Here is a 16,061-nt window from a genome sequence, read left to right on the forward strand (position 1 = left end):
CTCCGTTGTTCAATTAAAGTAGAATTCCAATCAAAAAAGTAACGATATAAATCAGTGACCCCATCAAAAGAGTCTTAACTGCGGTAATGAAGGTCTCTGTTTTGACTTGCTTAGCCACCAATATCTTATTTTGCTGATAAACGAAAGGTACTAGAAAAATTGTCAGCCAAACTGATTTTGGCGCTACTTGCAAAAGCGGCAATAGCATAAGTACGATAAATATCACAATATTCTTTATTGTGTAGGCAGCAAGGCCTGCCTTTTTACCAATAAAATGAATAATCGTTTTGCGATGGTTATCCTCATCTTCTTGTGCATCGCAGATATTATTTGCTAAAAGCAAATTAGAAATCCACAACTCTAGCGGCAAGGCTAGCAAAAAGATATTTAAGACACTTGCCCAGTTCCAAACAAATACTTGGTAGCTATTCAAGTACACGCTCAAAAATACAATCACAAAGCCCATAGTAAAGCCTGAGAAGAACTCTCCTAAAGGCAGATTGGAAATTGGCAAAGGACCTGATGAGTATAAGTAACCGATTGCAAAACAGAATAACCCTAACCATAATACCGCTAATCCTGCCTGATTCACAAGCCATAAGCCTAGCAAAGCAGAAATAATGGTAAAAGCCCACATCAAATTCCGAACTAGCTTAGGATCAATATGTTCGCGTCCGATAATATTAGTATTTTGTTGATAAGACTTACTATCCGCGCGATAATAATCACTGTAGTTGTCGAGCATATCAACGACCATGTTGTACAAAAACATCGCAATAAAAAATACAATTGCTAGTAGCGGATTAGTATGATGATAAGCAAAAATACTGTAAAATAAACCTAAAAGAAAAGGCGCTACGCTGGCAACTTTAGCTTTAATTTCAACTAGTTCCAGAAAAACGCTAATTTTCAATAAAAAACACATCCCTTCAACTACATAAAGTTTCAACTATATTATAAGGAAAGATCCAATGAATATTACTAAACAATGGCTCCAATACCCAATAATTTCTAAACAATTGACTTCAGTCAATCAATTTATCAATGAGAACATCCAAACCCATCATCAAGATCTGCAAAAAGCCCTTTTGACAATGGCTGATAACGGTGGCAAATACTTACGTCCAGCCCTGCTATTTTTGAGTGCAGAAGCTGCTGGCGAAAAAGACAAAATTGATAACGACCAACTCATTCAGCTGGCTGCTTCAATCGAAATCTTGCATATGGCAACTCTAATTCACGACGATATCATCGATGAAGCTGATGAGCGCCGCGGACAAGCGAGCATTCAGACTCATTTTGGCAAAGATGTTGCCGTCTATGCCGGCGATTTGCTGTTTACGCACTTTTTCGATTTGATTTTGCGCGCTGGGGCTGATCGAATCTATCTTTCTAAAAACGCCCACACCATGCATCATATCCTCGACGGCGAATTGTCGCAAATGGGAGCACGCTTCAACCAAGCCCAAACAATCGAGCAATATATTGCTAACGTCAAAGGTAAGACCGCTGCTTTATTAAAATTGGCAGCTGAAGAAGGTGCCTATTTTGCTGGGGCTGATGCCAAGAAAACCCAATTGATGGCTGAATTTGGCGAAAAGATCGGCATTGCCTTCCAAATCGTCGACGACATCTTGGATTACACTGGCAGCAAGAACTTCAACAAGCCAACCCTAGAAGATCTAAAAACTGGCGTTTACTCCTTGCCAATTCTTTTGGCCTTGCAAAATAACGACTTAAAGCTGGCCTTAAAGAAGCTATTAGACAAAAAGGATCAAATGACTTCAGCTGATATCAGTGAAGTGCAGAGCCTTTTGTTAAACAGCTCAATCATTGATGAAAGCCGGGCTTTTGCCAAGAAGTATACTGACGAAGCAGTTCAAATCTTGAATCAACTTCCACATAGCAGTGCTCAAAAGACACTTTTGAAGATCACCAATAAACTATTGACTCGAACTTTATAATCCTAAGGCTGACCAAGCTATAAACCCTGGTCGGCCTTTTTTAGTTGACGGAAGCGCTCTTGACTGTCCCAAAGCTCCTTAGGACTGCCTTGCATCGTCAATTCCCCATCTTCTAAGAAGATAACTCGATCCATGAGATCGATTCCTTGCAAGTGGTGGGTAATCCAAATCAAGCTTTTATCTGCTAACTGCCCCATAATCGTGTTGATGACAGCTTGTTCAGTGATTGGGTCTAGGCCAACCGTTGGCTCATCTAACAAGACAATTGGTGAATTCTTTAAAAGCACCCTCGCTAAAGCCAAGCGGTGACGCTCACCACCAGAAAAGCGCAGTCCAGCTTCTTGAACCATGGTTTCTAACTTGTTTGGCAATTTTTCGATCATTTGTTTTAGCCCAACTCGCTCTAGCGCATCCCACAATTGTTCATCGCTAGCTTCTTCATTGCCAAGACGCAAATTATTGGCAATCGTGGTATTGAACAAGTATGGCGTTTGGTTGATGACGGCAATATAATCAGGCATCTGATCGCCAAATTCACTAGTCGAGATCCCATTTAACTTGATTGAACCAGCTGTAGGAATCCGGTCTCCTCTTAATAAGCTAGCCAAAGTACTCTTACCTGATCCACTTTTACCCAGGATGGCTAATTTTTCGCCTTGGTCAATTTCCAAGCTGATTCCTTGCAAAATCTCTTTACTTTGACCTGGGTAAGTATAGCGAACTTGGTCAAGCTCCAATTTATAAGGAGCAGCAAGTTCAATTTTTTGGCTTTGGCTTTTCTTAGTTTCTGGCAAATTATTCAATCTAACCAAAGAATCCTGGTAAACATTGGTTTCTTGAGCTGCACCAGGAAGTTGAGCCAAGGCATCAACCACTGGAAAAACAGCTAGGACAAAGGCTGCAATCCAATTAGTGGCAGCGCTAGGATGTCCGCCAAAAGTAGCTGCACCCCAGACGATCAAGCTAATAATCCCTAATAGGTAAAGCAGCTGCAAGCACAAGTCGCGCAAGCGCTCAAATTTGGCCATCTTCAAATGAACCTTGAGCAACTTTTCTTGGTTGTTAACGTGCAAGTCTAAATATTCATTTCCTCGACCTGACAAAACCCAGTCAGAAACGCCCATTACATTGTCAGTCAAGTCAACGTAAAGTTCATCCTGCAATTGCTTGCGGTAGACTTGTCTTGCTCCATTTACCAAGACTGACCAGATTGGAATTGCAAAAATGATCAAGCCAAAGACCAAAAGCATCCATAAACCCATCAAAGGTGAGATGACGCCAAGACCAATCACAATAATTGCATATAGTCCCCAAGACACAAGCATTGGGAAGATTGATCTCAAGTAGAGGTTTTGAATATGACTCACATCATCTGATAGCAGTCCCAAGATGTCGCCTAGTTGATATTTGCTATTGAAAAAAACTGCATCTTGTTCCAAAGAGTCATACAAACGCTTGCGCAATTTTGAGGTCATCTTCAAAACCCAGTTGTGACTAACCAGTCGCTCTAAATAACGAAAAGTTGGCCGAGCAATCCCAAAAGCTCTAGTCAAAACAATTGGCACATAGATCAACAAAATATTTTCTGGCTTAGTCGCAGCCTTAGAAATCAAGTAGCCTGAGGTAAACATTAAGCCAGCTCCGGCCACATAAGTCATAATTCCAAGGAAAATTGCGACAATTAAGCTCTTTTTATATTGACGCAAAAATGGACGAACCCAGCGATCATGTTCAAGCGCCTTAAAGATCGGTAGATTTTTAATCAACTTTGCCACCTCGCATTTCTTGCATCAATTCATTAAAGTAGCCGCCCTTAGCAGCCAATTCTTCATAAGTTCCTTGCTCAACTAATTTGCCCTGGTTCATTACCAAGATGTAATCCATATCCTTGACCCAGTGCATCCGGTGCGTTGCAAATAAAACTAGTTTATTTTCCATCAACGGAAGCATGCGGCTTTTGATATCAATTTCAGTTTCAATATCCAAATGGGCCGTTGGTTCATCAAGCACCATAATGTGGCGCTTTTTGTCTAATAAAGCTCTAGCTAAAGCGATTCTTTGCGCCTGTCCACCAGACAAGGCACGCTTTCCTTGACCAATAATCGTATCTAAGCCCTCAGGTAGTTCTGCCAGCAATTCATCTAATCCCATAACATGAATAGCTTGCATGATTTCCTCATCGCTAGCATCTGGGGTGTAAAAGGCAATATTGTCGCGCAAGCTGCTAGTAAAGACATAAGGATGCTGAGGGATATAGATCATCTGCTTGTGCCAGGCTGGAATATTCATCGTTTCGGCTGATTGGCCTTGCAACTTGATTTGACCACTAGCAGGCGTTAAAAATCCGCCCAGCAAGTTGATCAAACTACTCTTGCCTGATCCACTCATGCCGATGATACCAACTTTTTGATATCCTTTGAGCTTCAAAGCGATTGGCCCGATCTTGCTGCCTTGTGCATAAGCAAAGTTCAAATCGTCAATTTCAAGTTCTGAATCAGCGCTCCAGTTAGTCAAAACAAGTTCTTGAACTGGTTCTTTTGGTGCGTCAATCAACTGATTAATTCGCTTAAAGGCATTTTTGCCATCAAGAGTGGCATGATAGTCCCCGGCAAAATTTCTAATTGGCAAGAAATATTCTGGTGCCAAAATCAAAATTCCTAAAGCTGGGAAAAGCGTGATTTCGCCTTTTAGCAGACCAAATCCTAAATAAACGGCCACAACCGCAATTGACAAAGTAGTAAAGAAATCCAAGGCAAAAGTTGAAAGCATCGCTACTTTAAGCACATTCATAGTCTTCTTGCGGAAGTCTTCGCTCAAGTTGAAGATACTCTTTGAGTAACGCTTGCTTAGGCCAAAATACTTCAAAGTATCGATTCCTCTAAGCGAATCAATGAAGTTATTAGACAAACGCTGGAAATTGCCAAATTGACGGTCTGCCTTGCTTTGCGCAGCATAACCCAAAATGATCATAAATAGCACAATCAATGGATACATGATCAGCAAAATTAGGGCCGATTGCCAATTTAGAATAAACATGGCGATCAAGATCAAAACCGGCACAGCCATCATGGTTAGCACTTTGCTGTAGATCAATTTAATATAGTTTCGAACTTCATCTATTCCATCTAGCGCCATTGTAATCAAGCTACCAGTTCCTTGCTTTTGAACTAAAGCTTGGCCTTCATTGAAGACCTTAACTAATAAATCTTTTCGCAATTCTTCTGATACTTGGCTTGAATAATTTTCCAACCAGCCTCCTCTTAGCCAATCCAAAAATTGTCGTCCAGAAAAGCAGATGGCAAAGGCCAATAATAAAAGCCAATCAATTGCATGTCCTTGCCAAAGCTTGGTTAATACTGCTGTCAATGAAAGTGCCTGTCCGATAATTAAAAAGGCCTGCAGAACCTCAAGCACTGCAAGCCTTCTTACGATCGAGCCAGCACCTGTTAAGTGAAATAGGTGTCGATCAATCATTAATATCCTTCTCCTGCTTCTCCCACTCTTGGCTTTTCAATCCGCCGGCGGAAAATCCAATATGACCAAGCAGTATATGCCAAAACAAGTGGGACAAAAATTACAGTCGCAATAGTCATAACTACTAATGTATAGTGTGATGATGATGCGCTTTGGATAACTAAGTTGTATTTACTGCTGATTGAAGAAATCATCAATCTTGGGAATAAACCAGTAAATAATAAAGCAACCAAAGCAACCAAAGTCAAACCACTAGCAATAAAGGCGTGACCTTGGTGGTTAGTAAAGGTAGAACTATGAGCGTAAATTGATAATGCCACAATTACTAGCAAGCAGATCAAAGTTGACGCTGGGTGAACGCTAATAAAGTCTGTTTGGAAAATCAAAAGCAAAGCAAAAATCAATTCGCCCACGTAGAGTACCCAGTAAAGAGCTTGAGCATAGTTTTGTGCTCTTTGTGAAACTGGGCCTTTTGTCTTTAAAGTAATGTAGTTCAAGCCGTGCAAGTAGCAAAGCAAAGTCAAAGCAATTCCGCCCACAACTGAGAACCAATTGAAGTAGTCAAAGAAGTGTGCGCTCATGTTGCCTTGAGCATCGATTGGCATCCCTTTAACCATTGAAATAAACATTACTCCAAATAGAAATGGTGCCAAAAAGCTACCTAGGGCCATCATATTTTCCCAAAGATCCTTCTTGTTTTCTGGACTCTTAGCACGGAATTCAAATGATACACCGCGAATAATCAAGCAGAGCAAAATCAACAATAGGATTAAGTAGTAGCCGGAAAATAGTGAAGCGTACCAGTATGGGAATGATGCAAACATTGCACCACCAGCAGTAATCAACCAAACTTCGTTACCATCCCAAACTGGTCCAATAGTAGAAATTACCTGACTTCTTTCTTCACGATTGTGGGCTACGGTTTTAACCGCCATTCCAACGCCAAAATCAAAGCCATCGAGGAAGAAAAAGCCTGAGAATAATACTCCGATTAAGATAAACCAAACGATTTGTAATGCTGACATTTTAGAAGGCCCCCTTTGCAAATGGATCAGTTGCCTTGCTTTCAGCTTCCTTAGCCATGTATGCTTCTGGGTCGTTGCTCTTCAAGAAACGAACAACTAAGCCGATCATCACGATTGCCAAACCAGTAAAGAGGCAGAAGTAAACGATGTTTGAAGTTAACAATGACGCAGCTGAAACGTTTGGCGAAACACTTTGTTCAATTGTAAATAATCCATAAACAGTCCATGGAGCACGACCAAGTTCAGTGATAAGCCATCCACACGTATTAGCAATAAATGGGGTAAAGGTCATCAAAGCCACTACCCAAAGCATCCAGCGGTGTTTGTAGAGAGTTTCTTTCTTCTTTCTAGTCGTAATCAAACCGACGATTGCAACTAGAATCATCAATGCACCAAATCCTGCCATAAATCTAAATGACCAAAATAGAGTATTAACTGGAACGTAGTAGTTCATCTTGTGGCCGTCGATAGTAGTACCATACTTCTTTTCAAGTTCGGCATTAACTTCTTCCATACCCTTAACTGAACCGGTAGTCTTGCCATATGAAAGCAAACTAAGCATGTATGGAACTTCAATCTTTCCCTTAACTTCATGAGTCTTAGTATCAGCAATACCAACTACAGTCCATGGAGCACTCTTGCCAGTAGTCTTGTAAAGAGCTTCAGTAGCAGCGAACTTCATAGGTTGTTCGTTGATCAAGTACTTCATTTGCAAGTCACCAGCAGTTACTGAACCGATTGAGAAGATCAACATCATGATCAAGCCCAAACGCATTGACTTCTTGTAGATCTTGCTATCAGCTTCTGACATACTTCTCTTCTTCAAGAATTGGAAAGCTGACAAACCAGCAATAATAGTTGCACCGGTTAACAAAGCACCGATAACTACGTGGCTGTATTCAAACATTAATTGCTTATTGGTAAGCAAAGCCGCAAAGTCAACCATTTCTGCACGGCCATTGCGGATAGTAAAGCCAACTGGATGTTGCATAAATGAATTGGCAGCCAAAATCCACAAAGCGGAAGTCATAGTACCAATTACTACCATCCAGATAAAGAATACGTGGAGTTTCTTGCCCACTTTATTCCAAGTAAACATCCACAATCCAATAAAGGTTGATTCCATAAAGAATGACAATAAAGCCTCAAATGCTAATGGAGCACCAAAGATGTCACCCATAAATCTTGAATAATCTGACCAGTTCATACCGAATTGGAATTCTTGGATAAGCCCTGTAACAACACCCACCGCGAAACTTAGCAAGAAGACATTGCTCCAAAACTTAGCCATTTTCTTATATTCTGAATTGCCAGTATGAACATAGATAGATTCCATTACGGCAACAACGAAGGCTGTTCCGATTGAAAATGGAACAAAGAAAAAGTGGAAGATCGTTGTCATCGCAAACTGGAATCTTGCTAAACTAACAATGCTCATTAACTACACCTCCAAAAAGTAATTGAGCTGTCCCATTAAATAACAGCTATTATTTAATGACCTACTTATAGTTTATAGCTAATAGTCTGCACTTACAAGTGATAATCTAAATCGCTTTCAAAAAATTTTCGATTATCCCTTTACGGCCTACATCACTATTATAGCAATTTTCACAAAAAAAGCCGGAATATAGTCTTGAAAATAAAGAAAATAATTGGAATAGCCAAAGCTGGTAAAAAATTCAATGACTTTATGTCTTTAATTTTCAGCAATGCTAGACCCGTGCATGTGATTAAAAAACCACCTACGATAGAAATTTCCACAATGACCGCCCCGGTAAAGAAACTAGCAGATAAATACTTGGCAATCAGATATATCATCCCCTGCCAGCAAAATAAGACTGGCGGCACAACCAGCATCCCCCAGCCAAAGCTAGCACCAAAGACAATCGAAGTCACAAAATCCAAGGTCGCATTGGTATAAAGCATGGTATTGTCGCCTTTGACTGCTGCCATGACTGGCCCAACAATCGACAAAGCCCCAATGCAGCAAAGCAAAATTTCTGTCGCTAAGCCCTTGCCTAATTCTGATTTGCCCATTTTAGCCACTAAATGATTGAAATGACCGTCAATATCCAATTTATGGCCAATGATCGCGCCAAGCGCCAGACTAATAATAAACAAGACATGATACTGGCTTTTGGGCAAATTATTGACTACATTCTCTAAGCCGATTCCTAAAGCTGCTAGTCCCATAGCTTGATAAAGGACATTTTCGTATTCTTTTTTCAAGCCATGCTTGATTAAGGCACCAATACTAGTTCCCACCACTAGCGCTAATGTATTAGCAATTGTTCCTAACATTGTTTTCTCCTTTTTTCCAAAAAAATATCACGTCAATCGACGTGATATTGACTATTTAAACAAGCCACCAAAAAGACCCCCATTTGATGAGCTGGATGATTGCTCTGCATTTGTATCCGCAGAACTGCCATTAGTATCAGATGAGCTCTTGTCGTAAACCTGATAAGTGGTAAAGGCATTTGGATCATCCCAGTTTACGTTGTTTTCGTTTAGCTTATTTTGTCTAGTTTCTTCATTATTCAAAGTTTCGGTTTCAAGATTCAAGTTCTTGCGAACCATGTTTGAAATCTTTTGCAATTCAGATGTTGGCGCAACTTGAATCGATGAGCCATCGATCCACGCATCGTGGCCTTGAATGTAGCCGCTCTTCAAGTTCTTCATAACTCCGCGGTAGTTGAGCGCTAAGAAGATCATATCGTTAAAACTCAAGTTAGTCTTAACGTATTTAGAAAAGATCGTCACAAGCTTGCGGTAATTGCTCAAAGTATTGACTGACATTGCCTTCTTGGCAATAGCTTCAATTACTTGACGCTGGCGCAATTGGCGGCCATAGTCACCACGTGGGTCTTCTTTTCTCATTCTGACATAAGCTACTGCATGGCGGCCATTTAAGTGCTGCTTACCCTTGTGGAAGTCGCACCAATCATAGCTAAAGTCAAATGGGACCTGAACATCTACCCCGCCAAGCGCATTAACTAGGCTCTTTAGAGCTTTCATGTTAACCTCGACATAATATTGAACTGGCACATTTAACAAACTGGAAACCGTCTTGACAGCGGCTTGGCTGCCGCCAAGTTCATAAGCAGAATTAATTCTAAAAATATAATACTTGTCGCCAGGATCGCCCTTGATATCCGCCAAAGTATCACGAGGAATCGAAGTCATCGTGGCAGTATTTTTGCCAGGGTTAGCGGTGGCCAAGATCATCGTGTCGGAATTACCGCGGTCGTGTCTGCCTTCAATTCCTTGATCAACTCCCAAAACCAAAATTGAAATCGGCTGCTTGGCTGCAATCCGGGCTGAGGTTGCTGTATGGCCACTTACCTGATCGATTCCGCTATGAATTGCAAAATATAAGTGAGCTGCCCAAGCAACGGCAAAACTAACTGCTAACACAGCAGTCAAAGCGATTATTCTAGCAACTAAATTCTGTGGTGCTTTCACACCATCAGCAAGAGCAAATGCCTGATTGCGACTCAGACTAGCTGATGAGCGCAAATGATGTTGCTGTTGATATTCTCTACGTTTAGGATGTTGCTCCATACCTACTCTCGTTTCCTTTTAAAAATTCCATAGATCTATTATTAGCACTTTTAGCGCCATGTTAACAGTTCTACTTGCAAAAATTTACCATTATTTAGATTTTGTCTTTTCGATCTCAATCAATTAGAATTAGGTCAAAGACTAATATAAAGGAGATTTTTTATGACTATTCCAACTAGAAATGAAGTTCCAGAAGAATTAACCTGGGATCTTACTCGCATCTTCAAAACTGACCAAGATTGGGAAAACGCCTTGGCTGAATCCAAGGATGAAATCGCTGGTCTTAAGGATTTGCAAGCTAATTTTACCCAATCTGGCAAACAACTTTACGCAGCACTGACTAAAATTTTAGCAGTTAAGCGCAAATTTGAAAATATCTATGTCTATGCTTCAATGTCAAGCGACGTTGACACTGCTAACACCCATTATCTAGGCTACGTAGCTAGAGTGCAATCTTTAGCATCACAATTTGAAGCCAATACTTCTTTTATCAATCCAGAAATCTTGTCTTTGACTAAAGAACAACTGGCTGAATTCAAGGATGAAGAACCACGCTTAGCCGAATACGAGCACTTGATCGAACAAATCACTCGCAAAAAGCCACACACTTTAAAGGCTGAAGAAGAAAGATTGGTTGCCGATGCTAGCGACGCTTTATCCAATGCCGAAAATACTTTTGGCGTTTTGACCAATTCAGATATGGAATATGGCTATGTGCTAGATGAAGATGGCGAAATGGTTCAATTATCAGATGGTCTTTACTCACTTTTGATTCAATCACCTAACAGAGAAGTTCGCAAGAATGCCTTTGACGTAATGTATGCTTCTTATGACCAATTCCAAAACACTTTGGCTTCAACTTTGTCTGGCGTAGTTAAGGCGCACAACTTCCAAGCTCGCGTCCATAACTACAAGTCAGCTAGAGAGGCTGCTTTAGATAGCAATGGCATTCCAACTGTGGTTTATGATACTTTGATTGAAGAAGTCAACAAGCATCTAGACTTGCTTCACCGCTACGTAGCCTTGCGCAAGAAGCTTTTAGGTTTGAAAGACTTGCAAATGTGGGATATGTACACGCCTTTGACTGGTGAGTCTACTCTGACTTATAACTTTGAAGAAGCTAAGGCTGAAGCTAAAAAGGCCCTGGCACCACTTGGACAAGACTACTTGGAACATGTAGATTACATTTTCAATAATCGAGTAATCGACGTAGTCGAAAGCAAAAACAAGCGTACTGGTGCATACTCTGGCGGAGCTTACGATACTGATCCATATGAATTGTTGAACTGGGAAGATACTCTCGATAATCTTTATACCCTAGTTCACGAAACTGGTCACTCCATGCATTCTTGGTACTCTCGCCACTACCAACCATATGTTTATGGCGATTATCCAATTTTTGTGGCTGAAATTGCTTCAACTACTAACGAAAACATTTTGACAGAATACTTCTTAGATCACGTAACTGATCCTAAGACCAGAGCCTTCATCTTGAATCACTACTTAGATTCATTCAAGGGAACCCTCTTCCGTCAAACTCAATTTGCGGAATTTGAGCAATTCATTCACGAAGCCGATGCAAATGGCGAACCACTTACGGCCGAAGTATTAGATAACTTCTATGGCGAATTAAACCAAAGATACTACGGCGATGCGGTTGAACCAGGCGGCGACATTGCGCTTGAATGGTCAAGAATTCCGCACTTCTACTACAACTTCTACGTTTACCAATATGCGACTGGCTTTGCAGCAGCTACTGCTTTAGCTAACAAGGTCGTTCACGGCAAGCCTGAAGATGTTGAAGCTTACCTCACTTACCTTAAATCAGGTTCTAGCGCCTACCCAGTTGACATCATGAAAAAGGCCGGCGTTGATATGACCAAGAAAGACTATCTAGAAGATGCCTTCAAGACCTTTGAAAAACGATTAAATGAATTTGAATCATTGATTGAAAAGCTTTAATTTTCAACCTGATAAAAAATTAATTTGACTATCGGCCCAAGTAAATATATAACAGTAAAGGAAAGAAATTTTCTCACATCACAATAAAAGCTCAGGACATCTATCCTGAGCTTTTTTGTTTGTTCATGTCAAATTAGTGTTTTGATGCACCTGAAGTTGCATCTGCATCTGCTTCAACCTTGATTTGGTTTTCAGCAGTCTTTGGATAAGCTTCTCTTCTAGTTGGGTCAGTGTTTGAAGGTAAGTTATCAGCTGTGTAGCGAATGTTAGAGATTTTTGCATGCTTTACATCTTCAATGGTCTTGCAACCAGTCAATTGCATGTTGATAATCAATTCTTCGTTCAATTCATCAATTACGCTTTCAACACCCTTAGCGCCACCAAGTGCCAAGCCGTACAAGTAAGGACGACCAATACCTACTAAGTCAGCACCCATAGCTAAAGCCTTGAAAATGTGTGAACCACGACGTACACCTGAATCAAAGATGATTGGAACGCGGTGGTCAACAGCTGCAGCAATTTCTGGCAAAACGTCGATAGTTGCTGGAGCAGTATCAACTTCACGACCACCATGGTTAGTTACGTAAATACCATCTGCGCCGGCACCCATAGCAAGGTAAGCATCTTCTGCACACATTACACCCTTAACAAAGACTGGCAAGCCTGATTCTTCCTTGATTCTTCTTACATCAGCAGGACCAATCTTTTGAGCTGATGAAGCGTACATTTGGGCAACACTTTGACCTTCGCCCTTGCCACCTAAGTAACGAGTAAAGAAGTCTAATGGAACTGGGTAAGTAAAGTTGGTTCTTAAGTTAGCCTCACGGTAACCTGAAATTAAAGCATCAACAGTCAAGAAGATTCCCTTGTAGCCAGCCTTCTTGATTGCGTCAAAGACCATGCGGTTGAATTCCCAGTCTTTACTCAAGTAAAGTTGGAAAAAGCGTGGTGCTTCAGGAGCAGCTGCAGCGATTTCTTCAACGCTCTTGTTAGCGTAAGTACTTGATGAGAATAATGCCCCAGCAGCGGCAGCACCTTGTTGAGTAGCTATTTCGGCATCTTTATGTGCAATACCATGGCAAGCTATTGGTGAAATCATAATAGGGGTCTTGAGCTTCATACCCATAAATTCAGTTTCAGTTGATGGGTTGTCCATATCAGTTAAAGCTCTAGGCACGATTTGATAGTGGTTAAAGGCAGCAGTGTTGTTACGCCAAGTCCATTCATTTTCTGAACCTGAAGCAATGTAGTAATATGCACCTTCTGGCATGACGTCTTTTACACGTTCTTCAAGTTCTTCAACGTTAACCATGTCAAGTTTTTCATTGCGATCGCTTTGTGGGAAACCATTGTAATAATATGTCATTTCAAAAACCTCTTTTTACTAAATTTTAGTACCTTTCACAAACCATTATACATGAAAGCGGTTATAATAGTTAGTGAAATTATAAAAAAATATCTCTTATACTGCGATACTATTTGTTTTATAATTCACAAAATATAGCATAATCTTCGCTATACCACTTTTTAAAAATAAAAAAATCGGCTGGAATCATCGGATTCACGCAAGCGAACCTATTGATTTTAGTCGATTTTTAATTAGTTAACTTTATAATTTGTGCCTTATCAAATGAATAAAATAAACTACTAAATAAATTACTACTTCGATCATTGCAATAAAGAAAGTTACTGGCCAATTGGTGATAAAGCCAAGATATAATCCTAGCCAAACCCCAACTAAAGCAATTCCTACTGCCCAAAGCAACATTGAAGGCACCGATTTGCCTAAATAGCGTGCAGATGAAGCTGGCAAAGTTAGCAAAATAAATACCAGCAACGATCCAACAATCTGGGATCCAATTGAAACAGCCATTGCCAAAGAGATCAAAAAGACAAAGCTGACTAATCCTACTTTTACGCCATGGGCAACTGCGCCGATGTGATCAAAAGAATCAAAATTAAGTTGTCTTTGAACTAGGCCTAACAGCAGCAATACAATGACTGATAAGGCAACTAGTCGAATTACTCCTTCTTTGTCAACGCCGATAATGCTACCAAACAAAATACTGGTAGCGTAGCGACTGTTGGCATTGGAGATTGCTAAAAATAGCACACCTAGCCCAATAAATAAAGCAGAAATCGCACTGATTGATGATTCTTTTTGGTCGCTATGCAAGGACAATTCGCCAACGCTAACTGATCCTAGCAAAGTAAATAAGAGCATCCCCCATAAAGGATCAATCCCTAAAAATACGCCAAAAGCTGCACCGGCAAAGCCAATTTCTGACAAAGTATGGGCCAAAAAGCTATAGTTGCGCGCAACAACATAAACACCAACTACCCCGCAGGTAATAGCAATAAAAGTACTTGCTAAAAAAGCGTACCGCATAAATACAAATTCAAACATCTATTCATAATCCCCCACAAAATCGCCCATTTTTCCTTGTTCAATCTTGCCATGATTCAAATAAAGATATTCCTTCATGAATCTTTTGGCTAAAGGCAAATCATGAGTCACGAATAAAACAGTCATTTGATGCTTTTGATTTAAATGGGTAATCAATTGCATTAATTCTTCTTTAGCAACCGGATCCAAACTAGCTGTTGCTTCGTCCAAGATAATCATGTTTGGCTTGTCTAATAATGCTTGCGCTAGATATGCTCTTTGTTTTTGACCACCGGAAGCTTCACCCATTCTGATATTTTGGATATCGGCTAAATGCACTTCTTCTAGTTCTTCTTGAATTGTTTGCTTTACCTGCTTATTTTTGAAAAATGGCGTATTCAAAGCTACGAAGGACTTGATTGACAGCGGATATTCCGAATCGATATTTCTAAATTGTGGCACATAGCCTAATTTGACATCATCTGAAAATTTAAAGCTGCCACCAGTTGGAATCAAGAGCTTCATCAAAATATTGATCAAAGTCGTCTTTCCTGTACCGTTTGGGCCAAGCAAGGCGGTCATTGAACCTGGTTCAAGTTTAAAGTTGATATCTCGAAAAATTTCTTTGTTGTCGAACTTCATCGTTAAATTTTTTACTTCTAGAATCAACTCTCCAGCCCCCTTTCTTGCTATTTATGCATCTTTGCAGCTGCTGCCAGATTTTGGTAATTTTGCTTCATCCAAGCCAAATAAGTCGTATTGTTTGGAATGGTTTCGCGCACGTTTAAAACTGGAATGTCATGTTCTTTGGCCAATTTAACAAAGCTTTTGACAGTTGAACTGCTTGCTTGAACATTGTTAACGAAGAAGGCAATCTTTCTTTGCTTAATAGCCTTAGTCATTTGATTGATTACTTTAGCTGATGGGTCGGTTTCTTTTTCGATTGCTTCTTCAAATTCTTGGTTGCCAATCTTAATGCCAGCTTCTTTTAAGCCATAGTCAAAGACTGGCTCGCTGACAAACACTGGCTTGTTGCCTTTAGTATCGATACCTTGGGCAATTTGCTTAATTTCGTTAATCTTAGCTAAGTATTTTTGGCCTTGAGCTTCAAAATATGCTCGATGCTTTGGCTGAAGCTTGCTTAATTTCTTTACTAAGTAGTTAACGTACTTGTCTGGCATACTCAAATTGTACCAAATATGTGGATTGTCACCGGACTTTAAATGCAATAAGTCTTCGCCAACTAACAGTGGCTTCTTATTAACTGAGCTAGCTAGCTTATTCATCCAAGAATCGTAGCCTAAGCCGTTAGCCACAACTAGATCGGCTTGCGACAAAGTCTTGGCATCATTGCTAGTAGGCTCAAAGTCATGTGGATCAATGGCGCTATTGTTGATAATTGCGACCGCTGTACCATATTTTCCAACAATATTTTTGGCAATATCAGCATAAACATTAGTTGTAGTTACGACTGAAATTTTGCCATTACTTGAATTATTTTTAGTTTTGCCACAGGCAGCTAAAGTAAGGCTAATTGCTAGTAGCAATAACAGGGTAAAAATTCTCTTTTTCTTCATTGATATAAGAACACCTATTTCTAATTTTTAATGATTATAATTTATAAAAAGTGGGCAATATTATAAATTAGAATATACCCCCTCTACTTCGGCTCTGTCAACTAATTGC

At 40.1% G+C, this 16,061-nt stretch carries 13 protein-coding genes; 2 read left to right on the plus strand and 11 right to left on the minus strand.

The features are described 5' to 3' along the window. Nucleotides 1–13 precede the first annotated feature (13 nt). Complete coding sequence (locus BN53_RS00265; RefSeq protein ID WP_009558852.1) at nt 14–913, minus strand: prenyltransferase; 900 nt, start codon at nt 911–913, stop codon at nt 14–16. A 58-nt stretch (nt 914–971) separates the two neighbouring features. On the opposite strand from BN53_RS00265, the gene BN53_RS00270 reads away from it, so the two are divergent. Next, nucleotides 972–1,964: a polyprenyl synthetase family protein gene (locus BN53_RS00270; protein WP_009558853.1), complete on the plus strand. Its 993-nt coding sequence runs from the start codon at nt 972–974 to the stop codon at nt 1,962–1,964. A 17-nt stretch (nt 1,965–1,981) separates the two neighbouring features. On the opposite strand, the gene cydC is transcribed toward BN53_RS00270, so the two are convergent. The 6 genes from cydC to BN53_RS00300 all read right to left on the minus strand — a co-directional run bounded on the left by cydC (nt 1,982) and on the right by BN53_RS00300 (nt 10,027). After that, nucleotides 1,982–3,730 (minus strand): thiol reductant ABC exporter subunit CydC, encoded by a 1,749-nt coding sequence (cydC, locus tag BN53_RS00275; RefSeq protein ID WP_009558854.1) that lies wholly within the window; start codon nt 3,728–3,730, stop codon nt 1,982–1,984. Beyond that, on the minus strand, nt 3,723–5,438 hold the full coding sequence (gene cydD / locus BN53_RS00280) for a thiol reductant ABC exporter subunit CydD (protein ID WP_009558855.1): 1,716 nt from the start codon (nt 5,436–5,438) through the stop codon (nt 3,723–3,725). The genes cydC and cydD overlap by 8 nt, the downstream gene beginning before the upstream one ends. Continuing rightward, nucleotides 5,438–6,463, minus strand: a complete 1,026-nt coding sequence (cydB, locus tag BN53_RS00285; protein ID WP_009558856.1) for a cytochrome d ubiquinol oxidase subunit II — start codon at nt 6,461–6,463, stop codon at nt 5,438–5,440. Before cydB ends, cydD begins: the two co-directional genes overlap by 1 nt. A 1-nt stretch (nt 6,464) precedes the next feature. After that, on the minus strand, nt 6,465–7,901 hold the full coding sequence (locus BN53_RS00290) for a cytochrome ubiquinol oxidase subunit I (protein WP_009558857.1): 1,437 nt from the start codon (nt 7,899–7,901) through the stop codon (nt 6,465–6,467). A 170-nt stretch (nt 7,902–8,071) separates the two neighbouring features. Beyond that, nucleotides 8,072–8,764, minus strand: coding sequence for a DUF554 domain-containing protein (locus BN53_RS00295; RefSeq protein WP_009558858.1), 693 nt, complete (start codon nt 8,762–8,764; stop codon nt 8,072–8,074). Nucleotides 8,765–8,815: 51 nt separating this feature from the next. Next, a complete protein-coding gene (locus BN53_RS00300) occupies nt 8,816–10,027 on the minus strand; it encodes an LCP family protein (RefSeq protein ID WP_009558859.1) in 1,212 nt (403 codons plus the stop codon). 162 nt (nt 10,028–10,189) lie between these two features. Here BN53_RS00300 and pepF point away from each other — a divergent pair, with 162 nt between their 5' ends. Continuing rightward, the gene (pepF, locus tag BN53_RS00305) at nt 10,190–11,989 is read left to right on the plus strand and encodes an oligoendopeptidase F (RefSeq protein ID WP_009558860.1); all 1,800 of its coding nucleotides are present in this window, start codon (nt 10,190–10,192) and stop codon (nt 11,987–11,989) included. Nucleotides 11,990–12,122: 133 nt separating this feature from the next. Here the strand turns inward: pepF and BN53_RS00310 are convergent, their stop codons facing one another. From BN53_RS00310 to BN53_RS00325, 4 genes are all read right to left on the minus strand, one after another. Continuing rightward, a complete protein-coding gene (locus BN53_RS00310) occupies nt 12,123–13,355 on the minus strand; it encodes an alpha-hydroxy-acid oxidizing protein (RefSeq protein ID WP_009558861.1) in 1,233 nt (410 codons plus the stop codon). Nucleotides 13,356–13,598: 243 nt separating this feature from the next. Then, complete coding sequence (locus BN53_RS00315; RefSeq protein ID WP_009558863.1) at nt 13,599–14,396, minus strand: metal ABC transporter permease; 798 nt, start codon at nt 14,394–14,396, stop codon at nt 13,599–13,601. Continuing rightward, a complete protein-coding gene (locus BN53_RS00320) occupies nt 14,397–15,044 on the minus strand; it encodes a metal ABC transporter ATP-binding protein (RefSeq protein WP_009558864.1) in 648 nt (215 codons plus the stop codon). Between the two features lie 20 nt (nt 15,045–15,064). Continuing rightward, a complete protein-coding gene (locus BN53_RS00325) occupies nt 15,065–15,952 on the minus strand; it encodes a metal ABC transporter solute-binding protein, Zn/Mn family (RefSeq protein WP_009558865.1) in 888 nt (295 codons plus the stop codon). Between the last annotated feature and the right edge of the window lie 109 nt (nt 15,953–16,061).

The organism is Lactobacillus pasteurii DSM 23907 = CRBIP 24.76, assembly GCF_000297025.1.
In the GTDB taxonomy this organism is placed as follows: Bacteria; Bacillota; Bacilli; order Lactobacillales; family Lactobacillaceae; genus Lactobacillus; species Lactobacillus pasteurii.